The sequence below is a fragment of the Pseudomonas sp. CM25 genome (genome assembly GCF_013179705.1).
In the GTDB taxonomy this organism is placed as follows: Bacteria; Pseudomonadota; Gammaproteobacteria; order Pseudomonadales; family Pseudomonadaceae; genus Aquipseudomonas.
Genome location: NZ_JABMCW010000120.1, coordinates 1 through 15,159, shown reverse-complemented (window position 1 = coordinate 15,159; position 15,159 = coordinate 1). Strand labels below are relative to the sequence as shown.

Sequence of the window (15,159 nt, the reverse complement as noted above, 5' to 3'; positions counted from 1 at the left end):
TTGCGGCCTGCCGGCACTCAAGATCACCACACCCTCTTCCTGATCCAAACGCCTCCATTCATGAAAGGGATCGAGCACTTCACGTTCCATCTCGGAGGCCCAACTGAAGTGATGTTGGCGGGTAGCCGCTTTGTCGAGAAGGGCTATGAATCATTCTGGGGGCCTGGTCGGCACCAGCTCGGCTCGAACTGGTTCTGGTACTTCAATAGCCCGATGGGCTGCCACGTTGAATACGATGCTGATATGGATATGCATGACGAAGGATGGACAGCACGCGTGGCCGCACCTGGGGCTGACAATTCGCAATACTTCCTCTTCCATTACCAGCAGAAGTGGTTCCCGGGCGGCCCACCTGCGAAGCACTGATTAAGGTTTCAATCACCTCCTCTTCAACCGCATCAAGTTAAGCGCCCTGGATCATGAGGGCGCTTCTTTTCGTACTTATCGACATCAAACCATGTGGATAGTCATCTATCGACGGCAACTCAGTTAGTAGCGAGAAATGCGCTTGATGGTACGAAACCCTACATGTGAAGTGGCGAGATCAGAAGCCTGTCGCTCCCGAGCTGCGGAACGAAAACGAGCGCAGTAGGATGTAGCGCAGAGGTAGGAGCCGCCCTTGATTATCCGCGGTTCGGAGCTGGGTGGCGTGCTTCGCAAAGTAGAAGGGTCACCATTCAGGTGCCCAAGCAAGGGATTTCGCTGGGTGTCAGTGGTCCACTCCCAGACATTCCCAATCATGTCGTATAGCCCGTAACCATTAGGTACAAAACACCCTACAGGTGCTAAACCAGCAAAACCGTCCTCGACGTCATTCACTAAAGGAAAAACACCCTGCCAGTAATTGGCGCTGGGTCTCCCATGCGAGTCTCTTGGCTCCTCGCCCAACCGTTGAGAGCTATGCCCACCCCGGGCTGCAAATTCCCAGTGCGCTTCATCAGGTAGTTCATTGCCACGCCAGCGAGCATAGGCTTCAGCATCTGCCAAAGTGACTTGGGTTACAGGATGATTATCCAGCGACGCCGCAGGCTGACCAGGGCCGTCGGGATATCGCCAGTTAGCCCCGAGGACAAACTTCCACCAAGGCATAGGCGAGGTGTCCTCTAGATCCGGAACCCGAAAGACCGCCGCACCGCCCACACGCTCAGCATCAGTTACATAACCTGTTGAGGCGACAAAATCTGAAAATTGCGCACGGGTTACCTCAGTCCGATCAATCCAGAAGCCATCTATCTCAATTGGCGCAAGCGGCCGCTCATCCAGATACCCGCCTTCAACGCCTGGTGTGAAGCGCCCGCCTTCCACGAACACCATGCCTGCGTGGTCACGTTCCCCCCAACCTGGTGGCAGACCTTCATAAGCCATACAGCCCTCGAGCTGACCTAATGCAGGGAGCGTTCGGGGCCAGTTCGCCAAGCCAGCTAAAGCCAGCAAGGTTATGCTAGCCATAGCCGTCCAGGTTCGAGTCATTGAGCTTGCTCTTGGGGAGGGCTCACAACACCGACACGGGTCGCATAGTTTTGCCAATCGCGCTTGAGCCTCTCCAATGTTTGAGGTGAGTCAGCTGAGAGGTCATCAACTTCACCTCGATCACGTGAAAGGTCGAACAGTTGCCAGCGAAGCGGTTTCGGAGCCTCACCTGGAAGGGCCCAGGGTCTCAAACCGAGGAGTTTGAGATTGCCTTCGCGGTAATACAGACTGCCGAAAAGCTCACCGGCAAATACCCTCGGTTTAGCCGCCTTCCCTTTCAGCATCGGTAGCATCGAGAGGCCAGTGATGGGGTGTTTAGGTTGACCATGATATTGGTTACCAGGATCTTTCACACCCGCCAAGGACAAGAACGTTGGGGCCAAATCATCGACTCGCGCCACACCTTGCTCTACCCCCTCACGGGCGAACTGCTGCGGCATGTGGACGATAGCGGGGACACTGATCCCTCCCTCAGCGGTGCTGCCTTTGAATAATCTGAAAGGTGCAGAGCTGACCTCAGCCCATCTCAACCCGTAGTCGATCTGCGAGCCCCGCCGGCCAAGGTTGCCCAAGCTGTTATCTGTATCCGGGCCCGCCGGGTAAAACAGTTCATGACGCTCGCCCGCTGCACCATTGTCAGACATGAACACAATCAGGGTGTTTTCGTACTGTCCGGATGCTTTTAAATAATCGAGCAAGCGCCCTACGTTATGATCGAGGTTATCGACCATAGCCGCGTAGATTTCCATCTTGCGCGACTCAGTTTTTCGCTGCTCCGGACTGAGCTGTTCCCAACCTGGAAGCATCGGTGTGACGGGTAAGGTGGACGCTGGAACTGCTTCCGATGACAGCAGTCCTTTTTGTCGAAGCCGATCAATCCGAGCTTGGCGGACAATGTCATATCCTTGATCGTATCGACCGTGGTACTTGTCCAGATATTCATCCGGTGCCTGCAAAGGCCAGTGAGGAGAGGTGTACGCCACATAGGCGAAAAATGGCTTCTCACTACCGGTACTTCGACGCAAAAAGCTGATCATTTTGTCGGTGTAAAAATCGGTGGAGTAGAAGTCCTCCGGCAAATCTACCGGCTGACCATTTTCACGATAGGTGACCTCTTCGATCTTGCTGCTGGGTTTGGAGGGAGGCTTGAAATGCACCCCTCCTCCCTCCAGCAAGCTAAATGAGTTCTCAAAGCCTCGTTGATCTGGACCTTGATCCGGGGCTGAACCCAGGTGCCATTTGCCAACCATGCTTGTGCGGTAGCCTCCGTCACGTAGAAGCTCCGCGATCGAGTGGGCTTCCCGGTTGAGGTAACCCTCATATCCCGGCTTTCCGCGCTGAAACGGTTGCATCCCCTCAGCCATGGTGCCGAGCCCGACAAGGTGGTTGTCAGTCCCAGACATCAACATGGCCCGGGTCGGGGAGCATGTTGGCGCTGCATACATGTTGGTTAAAACCAGTCCACTTGAGGCGAGCTTATCCAGGTTTGGTGTGCTGATCTCGCCACCAAAGGCGCCGAGGTCAGAGTATCCAAGGTCATCCGCAACGATCAGTAGGATGTTTGGTCGCTCCGCTGCTGCTGCCAACGCTGGCAGCAGCGAAGCAAAAGCAGCCACGAGAAAAGGAAAGCGCATTAGAACCTCCCTTCTCACTCTTCAAAAATGGCCACCGCGCGAACAAATCCCGCGGAGGCATGTTTGATTTTGTAGGGGAAGCACGACACCAAGAAACCAGTCGATGGCAGCGCATCCAGATTGGCCAGCTTCTCCATCTGTCCATAGCCGATGTCACGACCAGCCTTATGGCCCTCCCAGATGATCGAGGCATCGCCACTTTCTGCAAATCGTTGACGGGTAAATTTGAATGGTGCATCCCAACTCCAGGCATCTGTGCCGACTACCCGAACACCATTTTCGAGCAGGTAAAGCGTCGCTTCACGCCCCATTCCAACGCCGGCATCAAGATACCCTGGTTGGCCGAACAAGCTGCCAGCACGCGTGTTAACCAGGACAATATCCAGCGGCTGTAGCACATAGCCGATACGCTTGAGTTCAGTCTCGACCTCAGCCGCGGTCACCACGTGACCGTCGGGGAAATCGCGAAAATCCAACTTGACACCCGGCTGGAGACACCACTCCAAAGGTAACTCGTCGATACCAAACGCTGGCTGCCCACCATTGGTAGTCGAGGCGTAATGCCAAGGTGCGTCCATGTGCGTGCCACTGTGCGTAGTGATCGACAGACGCTCTGCCGCCCATGACTCTTGCCCAGGCAATTGATCAATCGCAAGCCCTGGGAACATCGCAGCCATTTCTGGCCACCCCTCCTGGTGGTCCATGTAATCGATCCGCGGAAGAAGCGGCGGCGGATCAGTGTATGGATTGTTGTCCAGGGTTACGGATAGATCGACTAAACGGCGTTTTCGAGCCAGGGTCATGAGTGTTCCTCTTATTATCTTCTGGAGCGTTTTAGCGGACGCGTGCCCGCTAGCGGCGGGCGTAGCCCAAAGAGTTGCGTACTAAGTTCGTGGCAGAGATGTCGTTACGGAATCCACGTTCGCGCGCGAGCGGCGTGCGGATCGGAGGGTAGCGCCCGAACAGCGTTTCGAGATCGGGCTCTGGTCGATAGCTAAGCAAATGCCGTCGGTCATTTCCGAGGATCTTGAACAGAGCCTCTGCCACTTGCCCCACCGAGAGGTGCAGCACTGGTAGTTGCCAGATCCGCGGAGAGTCGGACGAGGTAACATTGATTTGCGCAGCGTGCAGCAGGTTGTCTACGCAGCACGCAGCGGACATCCACCACGCGCTAGCCTCAGGTGAAACTGGACACTCGTACTGCTCCCCCGCCGCAAGACGCTGCATCAAGTCACTCATGAATGCCGAACGCAGTCCATTAGGTTCGCTTGGACGGGCAACGATTCCTGGAAGGCGCAGCGCACGGCCATCAATCTCCCCGCGACGGCTCAAATCATTCAGTTCCGTTTCCACCATGAGCTTATGCGCGCCGTATGCCAAAGCAGGACGCGGTACGTAGCCCTCATCCATTTTGACCGGCAGCCCACCGCCATAGACCGCCACGCTGCTGGCGTAAACAATCACTGGTGGCTTAACCGAATCCCGCAGCTGAGAGAGGAGTTCCAAGCTAGCCATCAGGTTCACCTGACGGCCTAGCGAGTAATTCTTCTCTGCGGCCCCGCCGGCGACACTGACGAGGTGGAACACCACGTCGATGCCGTCGGCCAAGCTTCTTCTCAGGAGCGACGGCTCCGTGATGCTGCCGCTGACCAACCGTACTCTCGGATCATCCGGGATGTTGTCCAGGCAGTGATCAATCAGCACGAGGATGTCAATGGATTGCCCTCGCAAGCTTCCCTGTTTGAGCAAACGCTCCACCAGTAGCCGACCAACAAATCCAGCAGCCCCGGTGACCATCACTCGCATGTTGCACCCGCCTGAACCACTTGCTGGTCAATGGCTCCGAACAGCGGAGTGCCATCTCGGCAAACCGCCTCCATGCGTACTCGGTCACCAAATCGCATGAAGTTTGTTTGTGGGGCGCCATGAGCTATCGTCTCGATCGCTCGACGCTCGGCAATGCATGCTGAACCGACTTTACTGTCGGCGTTGGAAACCGTCCCTGAACCAATCACAGTGCCAGCGCTCAGTCGTCTGGTCAGTGCGGCATGGGAAATAAGCTGATGGAAGCCAAAGTGCATGGCTCCTCCATGGGGATGGCCGAACCACTTGCCATTCCACGTGACATTCAATGGCAGATGCACTCGTCCGTCACGCCAATCTTCACCCAGCTCATCAGGCGTAACTGCAACAGGCGCAAAGCTTGAGGAAGACTTAGCCTGAACAAAGCCAAATCCCGTTCTCATTTCCCTGGGTGCCAGAGCACGCAGGCTTACGTCGTTCAGCTGCAATATCAGTCGTATGTGGTTCAGCGCCTCTTCTGCGCTACACCCCATCGGGACCTCATCCACCAGCACTGCGAATTCGCCTTCGAAGTCGATACCATGGGCCTCGCTGGGTAATGCAATCGGATGCGATGGACCTAGAAAATCATCACCGGAACCCTGGTACATCAGTGGCGTGTGTTCAACGCCCTCTATCGCCTCCAGGTTGAAAGCGCGCTGCATCAATTCGCCATGGCTAAGAAAGCAGGAGCCATCCAGCCACTGCCATGCGCGAGGTAGCGGAGCGAGTACCTTCCCAGCATCGAAATCGATGATGCCTGGCACGTTACGCAGGTTGAGTGATTCGTAGCGCTCCTGAAGGAGGGCCTCTACCTGAGGCCATTTTTCTACGGCTAACTGCATCGTGGGGGCGATGTCTCCCGCATCTACGGCATGACGCAAATCACGAGAGACAACCAAAAGCCGCCCATCTGTAGTGCCGTCATCAAAAGAGGCGAGCTTCATTACAGCACCTCCTGCAAGCTTTCGGCATAGCGGCCATCAAGCAGGATGAAAACCATGCGGGCCATTTCACCGGTCCGATTACTCCAGGCATGGTTCGTACCACGCTGAACCACGACGTCACCTCGCTGTAGATGGATTTCTTCGTCGTCCAGAACCAGCCACACCTCACCTTCGGTGACGATGCCGTAATCGAGCGTTTCCGTTCGGTGCATAAGCTTGTGTTTCGAATCAGCACTGCTGGTGCCCGCGTGCGACTGCCCAATTTCAGCGAATGCAGCGGCGGCATCTTCAGCGCTAACCTGGTTCTGTACGCTATCAGGTGGAATATCAACCACTCGGATGACGCTACCGTGTGTCACTGGACTCAGCGCCAGCGCTTTCAGGGTCGGGTCTGCACCGTTATCCAGCATTGCCGGAGTGGCGTCACTGCTCCAGATTTCGTGGAACACCGTGCCTGGGACAGACTTCAGTGCAAAACTACTAGGAGTGGCTCCCGAACTCGCTACCACTGCCGAGCCCTCTGGGTTGTGCCCGGTTACCACACGCTTGAAAGAAGGAAGGGACTTCATAGGAACTCCATCAAAAACTGCGATAGTCGAACGTGCCGTACAACTTCGATGAACGGCTTCATTCTGAGGGTGATTGCTCAGCCGAGCGCCGGCCTCATGCCGCCTTTCGGCCCATGAGTTTTCAATTCAGCTTTCATCGAGTGCGGTTTACGCGCCGGCATTACCCGTCTGTGGACTGCAAAGGCGCCGTTGCGACTTCAGCGCCACGAACCATTCGGGGTAGAAGCATGCAAGCAAGCGCCAGGAGTAACTGAATGCCGGCAATTGCAATGAGCGCATCAGGTAGTCGCCCATCAGAGGTACCACCTAATGACAAGACGACAAGTGGGCTGATGAACTCCCCCGCAAAAAGAGCAGCTGTGAAACCTCCCGCCGCCCGCCCTCGTTTTGAAGCGCTGGTTTGGGCCATCACCCATGTCACCAGCGTAGGTAGCATCAATCCAACGCCTGCACCATTGATGAACACAGCCACAGTCACCAGCTGCGCATCGTTTGTGCTGGCCATCAACAGACCGCCCAGGCCCGCAACGAAGAATGCGAGCAAGAGCAAATGCTGACGCGGAGTACGATGCAAGAATCGAAACCCTAAGGCGCCAACTAGAACGCCAAGCTGATTCGCCCCCATGATTAGCCCTATCTGCTGTGGAGAGTCGACACCCAGCAGTTTCAACAGAAAACCCGCCTGCACAGGGACAATGAAAAGGCTGATGCCGGCAAGCGCGCTGAAGAGGTACAACGTGAGCAAGCTCTTCCAGGGAAACTCTGAGTCGTCACGTGCTTTGGAGACGGTACCGTCCTTCGGCCGCTCCCAAAGCAACCAGGACATCAGGGGGAGCATTACCACAGCGGCTCCATAGAGGAAGAATGGCGTACGCCAACTGGAATGACCTAGTGCTCCTCCCAGGGCCATAAATACCGCTGCCGACAGCGATGTACAAACCATCTGCAAAGCGAACAGCCGCTCGCGTCGAGCCCCTTGAAAGTAGTCACCAATTAACGTCGTGCAACACGTCATGATGCCCGCCTCCGCCAAACCTAAACCCGCTCGGCTCGCCACTATGGCTGGCAAGGAATCAAGCCATATAGGCATCAGACCGAAGAAGCCATATAGCGCCACAGAGGTCAGAAGCAACGGCTTGCGACCTACACGGTCTGCTATCACGCCGGCCAACGGGGCGAACAGCGCGATCATTAATGCTGGAATCGTCAGACTGATGGGCACTAGAACCCCGGCCATTGGGCTATCAGCAAAATGCTCCTTCATGGCCGGCAGTATTGGAGCTAACAGAACAGCTCCCAAAACCGGCAAGCAACTGCCAAGCAGCAGTAGCAGTGACTGGGGCGCCCCAGCGCAGTTGTCAGCACGCATCCAACACCTCCGCCCAGTGGTGGCGTGGTGCTTCTGCGCCGAACGCTATCATCGCCAACTCATGTTCCATGATCATTTACTCTTTTTATTTTTGGCTCAACGATCAACCGAGTGCGCAGCCATAACTCGACCCTCGAGGGCGCGATCAGCTGCTTCCGCTGTCCTGGTTTGATGGGTCGATGGCAGTAGGAAATAAGCAAGGGCCGGAAGCAGAAGCAGTGCCGCCACCATGTTCCAGATGAACATGAAGGCCAGAAGTACCCCCATGTCCGCTTGGAACTTGATAGGAGAAAAGATCCAGGTACCTACGCCGATTGCCAGAGTCACCCCTGTCAGCATTACTACCTTCCCTGTAGAAAGCAGAGCACGGTAGTAGGCGTCAGATAGGGAGGCCCCTTGACGAAGATGCCCCAGCATGATGCTCATCACATACAGCGCGTAATCAACACCTATGCCCACCCCCAGAGCGATGACAGGCAAGGTGGCAACCTTCACACCGATCCCCAGCCAGACCATCAATGCCTCACATAGAATCGACGTAAGCACCAACGGAATCACGGCGCAGAGCGTTGCGCGCCAAGAGCGGAAAGTCACTAGGCAAAGCAGGACCACCGCGCCATACACCCAGAAGAGCATTTCGCGGTTAGCCTCTCGGACAACTATGTTGGTCGCGGCTTCGATGCCCGCATTGCCGGCAGCCATGAGGAATTTCACATCAGGGGTATCATTGGCTGCCGCAAACGCCTCGACATGCTCAACCAGTCGAGTCAGCGTTTCCGCCTTGTGATCAGTCAGATAGACATACAGCGTCAGGAGATTGCACGACTCGTTGTACAACCCGCGAGGGGCGCTGGCGGTGACCATGTTGAGCATGGCCTGGTTGTTCAGCAACTCGTACCATTTGGCGCTGCCTTCTGACAAACCAACCATCATTCGACGATTCAAAAGCGCCAGTGAATTCGTGGAATCAACACCTGGCAGGCTACGCAACTGCCAATCAAGCTCATCGACCTTGCGCAAAACATCGTAGTGCGCACAAGCACCCGCAGGCGTCTGCACCATGATTGCGAAAAGATCGCTGCTTGCTCCGAATGCTTGAGTAATGAAGGCGTCGTCGCGGTTGTAGCGTGAATCAACCCGCAGCTCCGGTGCCCCGGCGTCCAGGTCGCCAATCGCCAAGTGAAGGCTCACAGCGAAGCCCAGTACGGCCATGACCAAGCTCACGCCAATGCACGCTGAAGCCCATGATTTACGAGTGAATAGATCAAGGAAGCGCCAAAACGGATGGCGGGCCTGGCCACTCTCTTCAGCACGCTCACTGCGCAAACTAAGCTGTGCAGCCTTGGGGCTCACGCCCACGAAGGAAAGCAATACCGGCAATAGGATCAGATTGGTGAAAATCAACACCGCGACCCCGATACTGGCAATGATCGCCAGATCCTGGATGACGCGAATCTGAATGATCAACAGCACCGCAAAACCCACCGCATCACACAACAGCGCGGTCAGCCCGGCCAAAAACAAGCGACGGAACGTGAACCGGGCAGCAACGACTCGATGCATTCCACGGCCGATGTCTTGCATGATGCCGTTCATCTTCTGCGCGCCGTGGCTCATCCCGATCGCAAACACAAGGAATGGCACCAAAACCGAGTACGGGTCGAGCTGGAGGCCAAGGACTGGTAGCAGACCCAATTGCCAAACCACCGCAATCAGAGAGCACGCCACTACCAGCAGAGTGCTGCGAATGCAGCGAGTGTAAGCAAACAGCACCGCCGTGGTGATGAGAATAGCGACGCCGAAGAACAGAAGGATCTGCTCCAATCCATCGATCAGATCACCGACTTTCTTGGCGAATCCAACGATGTGGATGTCAACACCATCACCCTGGTGCTTCGCCCTTAGCGCTTCCAGTTGCTCCGCGAGCACCGAATAGTCCAGCGCTTTGCCATCAGGCGTACGTGCCAGGAGCGGTACGTAAATAATGCTGGAGCGCTGGTCGAACGCTACCAACTGACCGATCTCATTCGAAAGCTGTACGTTTCGACGCAAATCGTTGATCGATTTGGCGCTGCCATCGTAGTCGTCTGGGATTACCGGCCCACCGTCCAAGCCTTCTTCAGTAACCGAAACCCAGCGGGTCGCTGGCGTCCAAAGCGACTTCATGTAGGCACGGTCTACCCCTGGGACCAGATAGATCTCTTCGCTGAGAGCTTGAAGCGCCCGGAGGTACTCTGGGTCATAAATATCGCCATTGCGGTTAGCCACCGCAATACGCAATGCGTTACCCAAGCCAGACAGCTCTTTTTGCCGGTCCAGGTAGTTTGAAATATAGGGGTGCCCGGTAGGGATCGTTTTCTCGAAGCTGGCGTTGAGTTCGAGCCGGGTTGACTGCCAGCCAAGCAGTACAGTTGCTAGAAGACAAAGCAGAAGCACCCAGTGACGGTGATTGAACAGAGCCCGCTCGACGATAGAGCCCGAGCGTGGATCGAATCCCTCGGGACCAGAGGGGGTTGGTTGGCGGCTAGCGCAATTCATAACACTCACTCCGAAACCGCTACTACGGGTTGCACGACACGCGAAAGCCCGGTGAAGCCAGCGAACACCAAGCTACCGTCGTTATTTTCAATCACTGCCGAAACGGGCTTTTTCAACGGTTCAAGAACTGGCTTGAACGCAGACAGGGAACTGGTAAATAGCCCACCGGCCTGATTGGTAAGCAGCACTCGGCCATCGCGTAAAGTGAGCGCATCACTGAAGGTAACCGGTGCTTGAGGTGGTATTTCTTCTGGGCTATCGGAACCTCTCGGCAGCACAAATGCGTGCCCCTTCAGCCCGCCGATCAGCATCGCCCCATCTCTACGCTGAGCCAGCGTAAACAAGCTACCTGGGTAACTTACTTCCAGTTGCTGGAAGCTCTGACCATCCCGGGAGCGAGCAAGGTAGCCCTGCTCTCCTGCCAAGATCCAAGTGTCACCTTGGCGAGCTACAGCATAAAGATGCAGACCCATGGGATTGTCGATCTGGCCCATTACTGAGTGCCAAGTCGTGCCACCGTCTTCAGTTCGCAGAGCCAGACCATAAGCCCCAACAACAAGTACCTGCTTAGCGTCGGTTACGGCCAAGGCGAGCAAGGGTTTGTCAGGTTCCTCTGCAATCAAGCGCTTCGCCGTCTCCAAGCGATTATCCGAGGCTTCAGAATCAACTGCGTTGAGCGCGTCGTGTTTAGCAGCAGCAAGCTCCAGCTCGGCAGCGCGCCGGCCATCCAATTGCAACAGCCAAGTCTCACCCGCATCGTGCGTAACTAACACGACACCGCTGTGCCCAACAGCCCATCCGTTTTTGTCATCGGCAAACTGCACAGCAGTCAAGCCTACGGACACGGGGACGGTCGCTTGATGCCACTGCTGGCCATTGTCGTCAGAGCAGACAATCAGTCCTCGCTCCCCTACCGCCACTATGCGACTCCCCGCCCGCGCCAATGCCATGTATACAGCCCGCTGCGGGGAAGGAACCATAGTCGCTGGGCTGCTCAACACGTTGCCCGCCTTAAGGTTCTGTGGTGATGCCTGCGCTAGGCAATGTGGGGCGGCCGGCAAAAGCAAGGCAAGCAACACGCCGCCTAGCTGACGTAATGTGTTCATATCTACCTCGAATTCCTAGCTGGAAAAGGAGGGCCGAAAGCCCTCCTCACATACTCAGCGGACGCCACGTCCGGCCATTGCGGCGGGCGAGAATTCGGCTGGCTTGTACTTGTCGACGACAGCGTACTGTTGATCCTTACCTGCGTAGAGGTTCTGCACAAACCACGCACCCGAGACCAAGTCATAGAAGCCGGAAGACAATTGAGCTACTGCGGGCAGATCAGGCATTACAACCGGGAGCGACCAGAGTGTTTTGGACAGCTGGCCATTCGCGTCCCAGCGATCACCCAGCATGGCTTGCCAGGTGTCCTCATCAAGGTAGTAGCGCCCTTTAGGCAGTTGATGGCGCTTACCTGGAGCCAGGTCCGCCTCCACAACCCATACACGATGCAACTCCCAGCGAACGTAGTCAGGATTCATGTGGTGCTTGGAAAAAAGATCCTCTGGCTTCGACGCTGCTTGTACCTTACTGGTGTTGTACGGAATGTACATTTCCTGCTTGCCGACAAGCTTCCAGTTGAATCGATCCATTCGACCTTGGAACACACTCAATTCGTCGAACGACATCACACCCGCGGTGGCTGGAGTCGGTGTGTCGCAACATGCATTGGGAAGCTTGCGCACCCGCCGCTGCCCGGTCAGGTACACATGTGCCTGGGTCTTATCGCCGTTAAGGTTGGTGCGCCCCATAATCTGTTCGCCAGCACGCAGTGGTGGCCCTACGTTGAGCAAGCGGAAGAGCCAGTAATCGCCATCGAAGGTCGATGCACTGCCATCCTTGTAGTAATAAGGCATCTCTTGGATAGCCTTACCGTCAGTGGTCATCACGGGAGCGCCGTCGGCTGTCATCAAGTAATGACGGAAATCCATCGCTACGGAGGTGCCACGTCAGTTCAGAACATGATTCCACATCGCCTCCGTCCCGTTCTTAGGCACTGGGAATGGAATACCGCCGTAAGCTCCCTCAGGAATCAAGCCCGCGCTGCTTTCCACCAGCTTTGCCTCGTGAGCATTTTTCAGCGTGTTGTCGTATACCCACTGAGGTGCAGCTGCGGTACGCCTTGTCTGGTAAACATCAATGCGATAGCTCTCTGGGTAGCGCTTGAACATCGCCTTGGTGCCCTCGCTAAGGCGAGTGGCATATTGATCCACATTTTTGGCAGTGATACTGAAAAGAGGTTTGTCCGCTGCAAACGGATCGCCGCGTTTCCCTCCCTCTTTGAATGAAGGGTCCACCTTCACGTACCCACCGTCCCAGGCTGGGATGCTGCCATCGGCGTTACCAGCACGCTCGGCCCCCAGCGGGGTCAATTGTTTGCCAAGATCATCAGGACCTGCGGCATGCGCAAGCGGCAGGCTCAGCGCAGCGGTACTGATCAATACTGCGCAGAGTGTCTTGAGAGAAAATGGTGTAGTCATGCGAGTCCCCTCAGAATGTTGTTTTAACCGAGAAGGCCAGGTAATCCCGGTCTTTCAGTGATTGTTTGAAGGTGAACTGGTTGGCCGAATTGAGGTTGGTGTCCTCAGGACCGTAGTAATGGGTGTACGTCAGACCGAACGTGACCCGGTCCATGTAGGTGGCGCTTACGCCGACGTTGAAATCCCCGCCTTTATCAGGCCCAAATGAGCTAACGACCGCGGACTTGCCCATCGGGAAGTAGCTGATACCCACAGGCACGCTGAGATCAATGCCGGGGAAAACCTGGCGATAGGTTGGTGAATACACAAGCTTGATGCCGACACCGTCATCCGTTGCACCGGGATCAAGCGCAGCCCTGTTTTTTGTCACGCTCAGCAAGCGGTTCCAGGCGATCTCTCCTACCAAGCTGGCCTCGTTCGAAATGAACGAAGGACCCAACGAAGCAATCATGTTGAGGTTCAAGTGGGCTGTGCGACCCACGGCATACAGAGGGTGGTCGTCATTGTCTGCCTGAAGCCCTGGCAACACCGTCTGGCCGTTAGAAACCAGAGGCATATTCCAACGCATAGAGGCCTCACCTGCGAAGCTGTATTCGTCCACGGTTGTGGAGAAGCTCGCCCCCAATGCACGTATATTCTCGGGATAGACCCAGTAGTACTCCCCGACCTGGCCGGTCGCGAAATTCGGCCCGGTCGTGCTTGGCTTCAGATAAAGCTTGGGGGATTTGTCGTGATACTGGATTGCATAGAGACCGTATTCCACGGTATCTGCGGTGTAACGAAGCTGAAGGCCACCCTGGCCTGAACTCTTCGCTTCTTTATCGTTACCGTGAAAGAACGCGGCAGGACTGCCTGGATTACCGCCGAGGAAAGCCGGGAAAGGTTCGCCGACGATCAAGCGCTCGTTGCCCTCGCCAATCGTGTCGCTAACCGAGAAGTAGCTGCCAGCACCCGGTAACCGCGTCTCTTCCCACTCAAACTGATAGTAGGCTCCAACCGACAGATCGTCGGTCAGCTGATAGGTCGTGGAAAGCTGACTGACCGGACGAGTGATTTCCTTGAACTGGGTATTGGGTACGGAAATGGCCTTCACAACATCAACCGGAGCCATGCCTCCCGCAATGCCGTTAGCACCGAAGAACAGACTTTCGCCCCAAATGAGCCCATGACGCCCGGCCCGTACAGACAAAGCGCGGTCCGCGACACTGCCGTTCCAGTAGAGGAATGCATCGAGCAACTCACCATCACCACCATGCAGATGACGCGTGTCATCGGTGAACTCGTCATACGCCACTGAGCGGGCGTTTGCGCGGCTTGGGTCGTTGTTGTCGTTATCCTTCTGATACTCGGTATCGAACCAACCTGCCGCACTGACGCGAGCACCGAAATCTCGATAGCCAAGGTCCATCTCAGAGAGAACATCTAGACGATTTGAAATGAGACCCTTGTTGAAGCTGCGATCACCATCATCTTGGTTGAGCGCAACGGGACCGCTGGATAACTTGCTGCTCTGATCCTTCAGACGCCAGGCAGAGCTGTATTTGAGCGTGTTATCCCACCGAAGGGTCAGGTCAGGTGAACCGGTTTGAAATTCAAACGCTTGAGCGCTTGGGAAACCGCAGACCAACGCGGCAGCAACAGTCACGGCGAAGGGTGCACGCCGCGATATGGCACAGGAGCGAAAAGCCATTGAACAAACCCTCTCTTATTTTTTTTGTTGGCATTTTTTCTGTCACCGAGAGCTGGGTTAGGCTGCCCAGCTATGGCAGGCGTGTAGACCTGAGTGACCTCTCCTAGGCGGGATAAACCAGGAGTTGGCGACAGATTGACGCGGAGGATTTGCTCTGACTAATCGCTTGTTCGGATGCGACCTATCGTGAACCGCGATACCTAAGCGAACTACAGAGCGAGAGAGGATCGCGCAGTGAGAGTGAGATGGATCTACAAAAAAGCTGTCCAATAGGACAGCTTTCCAAGCACTGAGGCCAGTTGAAGCGCGTGAATGAAGACCTAGGGCTTTTCTGGGTCGTATTCATTAACGTTGGCAACCTGGGCGTTCAGGCGACCAAGAAGATTAATCAGCGTATCCACCTCCGACGGAGAAAGGCCGCTCAGCAGGCGACGCTCGCGCTCCAGTGCGACCTTCAAGACTCGGTTATACAACTCCTTGCCGCTCGCAGTAAGCGAAACGGTATAGCGCCGTCCATCAGCAGGATCGACCTCAGTGCAGACCCGCCCCGCTACCTCTAGAGCATGTAGGGAGCG

The 15,159-nt window shown here is 55.8% G+C and carries 11 protein-coding genes and 2 pseudogenes; 1 reads left to right on the top strand and 12 read right to left on the bottom strand.

The genetic code is table 11. The features are described from left to right. Nucleotides 1-366 (top strand): annotated as a pseudogene (locus HP546_RS14560) (glyoxalase); the annotation flags it as partial. Nucleotides 367-489: 123 nt separating this feature from the next. Here the strand turns inward: HP546_RS14560 and HP546_RS14555 are convergent. The 12 genes and pseudogenes from HP546_RS14555 to HP546_RS31120 form a co-directional block, all read right to left on the bottom strand. Further along, nucleotides 490-1,365, bottom strand: a complete 876-nt coding sequence (locus HP546_RS14555; protein WP_256678483.1) for a formylglycine-generating enzyme family protein — start codon at nt 1,363-1,365, stop codon at nt 490-492. 101 nt (nt 1,366-1,466) lie between these two features. Continuing rightward, on the bottom strand, nt 1,467-3,104 hold the full coding sequence (locus HP546_RS14550) for an arylsulfatase (protein ID WP_172226486.1): 1,638 nt from the start codon (nt 3,102-3,104) through the stop codon (nt 1,467-1,469). A gap of 14 nt (nt 3,105-3,118) precedes the next feature. Then, the gene (locus tag HP546_RS14545; RefSeq protein WP_172226483.1) at nt 3,119-3,907 is read right to left on the bottom strand and encodes a cyclase family protein; all 789 of its coding nucleotides are present in this window, start codon (nt 3,905-3,907) and stop codon (nt 3,119-3,121) included. Between the two features lie 49 nt (nt 3,908-3,956). Beyond that, on the bottom strand, nt 3,957-4,910 hold the full coding sequence (locus tag HP546_RS14540; RefSeq protein WP_172226480.1) for an NAD-dependent epimerase/dehydratase family protein: 954 nt from the start codon (nt 4,908-4,910) through the stop codon (nt 3,957-3,959). Further along, nucleotides 4,901-5,893, bottom strand: coding sequence for a fumarylacetoacetate hydrolase family protein (locus HP546_RS14535; RefSeq protein ID WP_172226477.1), 993 nt, complete (start codon nt 5,891-5,893; stop codon nt 4,901-4,903). The genes HP546_RS14540 and HP546_RS14535 overlap by 10 nt, the downstream gene beginning before the upstream one ends. After that, nucleotides 5,893-6,462: a cupin domain-containing protein gene (locus HP546_RS14530; RefSeq protein WP_172226456.1), complete on the bottom strand. Its 570-nt coding sequence runs from the start codon at nt 6,460-6,462 to the stop codon at nt 5,893-5,895. Before HP546_RS14530 ends, HP546_RS14535 begins: the two co-directional genes overlap by 1 nt. A gap of 160 nt (nt 6,463-6,622) precedes the next feature. Continuing rightward, on the bottom strand, nt 6,623-7,831 hold the full coding sequence (locus tag HP546_RS14525; protein ID WP_172226453.1) for an MFS transporter: 1,209 nt from the start codon (nt 7,829-7,831) through the stop codon (nt 6,623-6,625). Between the two features lie 96 nt (nt 7,832-7,927). Further along, the gene (locus HP546_RS14520) at nt 7,928-10,369 is read right to left on the bottom strand and encodes an RND family transporter (RefSeq protein WP_172226448.1); all 2,442 of its coding nucleotides are present in this window, start codon (nt 10,367-10,369) and stop codon (nt 7,928-7,930) included. Between the two features lie 5 nt (nt 10,370-10,374). After that, on the bottom strand, nt 10,375-11,475 hold the full coding sequence (locus HP546_RS14515) for a YCF48-related protein (RefSeq protein WP_172226445.1): 1,101 nt from the start codon (nt 11,473-11,475) through the stop codon (nt 10,375-10,377). 54 nt (nt 11,476-11,529) lie between these two features. Continuing rightward, nucleotides 11,530-12,894: pseudogene (locus HP546_RS14510) on the bottom strand (DUF1329 domain-containing protein). Between the two features lie 10 nt (nt 12,895-12,904). Continuing rightward, complete coding sequence (locus HP546_RS14505; RefSeq protein ID WP_172226442.1) at nt 12,905-14,584, bottom strand: DUF1302 domain-containing protein; 1,680 nt, start codon at nt 14,582-14,584, stop codon at nt 12,905-12,907. 320 nt (nt 14,585-14,904) lie between these two features. Continuing rightward, nucleotides 14,905-15,159: MarR family winged helix-turn-helix transcriptional regulator (locus HP546_RS31120; protein ID WP_218584525.1), on the bottom strand; the 255-nt coding region annotated here is incomplete at its 5' end.

What these genes read in the sequence shown, in the direction of transcription:
- HP546_RS14555 (WP_256678483.1), bottom strand. Translation starts at nt 1,365, where the DNA reads ATGGCTTATGAAGGTCTGCCACCAGGTTGGGGGGAACGTGACCACGCA.
- HP546_RS14550 (WP_172226486.1), bottom strand. Translation starts at nt 3,104, where the DNA reads ATGCGCTTTCCTTTTCTCGTGGCTGCTTTTGCTTCGCTGCTGCCAGCG.
- HP546_RS14545 (WP_172226483.1), bottom strand. Translation starts at nt 3,907, where the DNA reads ATGACCCTGGCTCGAAAACGCCGTTTAGTCGATCTATCCGTAACCCTG.
- HP546_RS14540 (WP_172226480.1), bottom strand. Translation starts at nt 4,910, where the DNA reads ATGCGAGTGATGGTCACCGGGGCTGCTGGATTTGTTGGTCGGCTACTG.
- HP546_RS14535 (WP_172226477.1), bottom strand. Translation starts at nt 5,893, where the DNA reads ATGAAGCTCGCCTCTTTTGATGACGGCACTACAGATGGGCGGCTTTTG.
- HP546_RS14530 (WP_172226456.1), bottom strand. Translation starts at nt 6,462, where the DNA reads ATGAAGTCCCTTCCTTCTTTCAAGCGTGTGGTAACCGGGCACAACCCA.
- HP546_RS14525 (WP_172226453.1), bottom strand. Translation starts at nt 7,831, where the DNA reads ATGCGTGCTGACAACTGCGCTGGGGCGCCCCAGTCACTGCTACTGCTG.
- HP546_RS14520 (WP_172226448.1), bottom strand. Translation starts at nt 10,369, where the DNA reads ATGAATTGCGCTAGCCGCCAACCAACCCCCTCTGGTCCCGAGGGATTC.
- HP546_RS14515 (WP_172226445.1), bottom strand. Translation starts at nt 11,475, where the DNA reads ATGAACACATTACGTCAGCTAGGCGGCGTGTTGCTTGCCTTGCTTTTG.
- HP546_RS14505 (WP_172226442.1), bottom strand. Translation starts at nt 14,584, where the DNA reads ATGGCTTTTCGCTCCTGTGCCATATCGCGGCGTGCACCCTTCGCCGTG.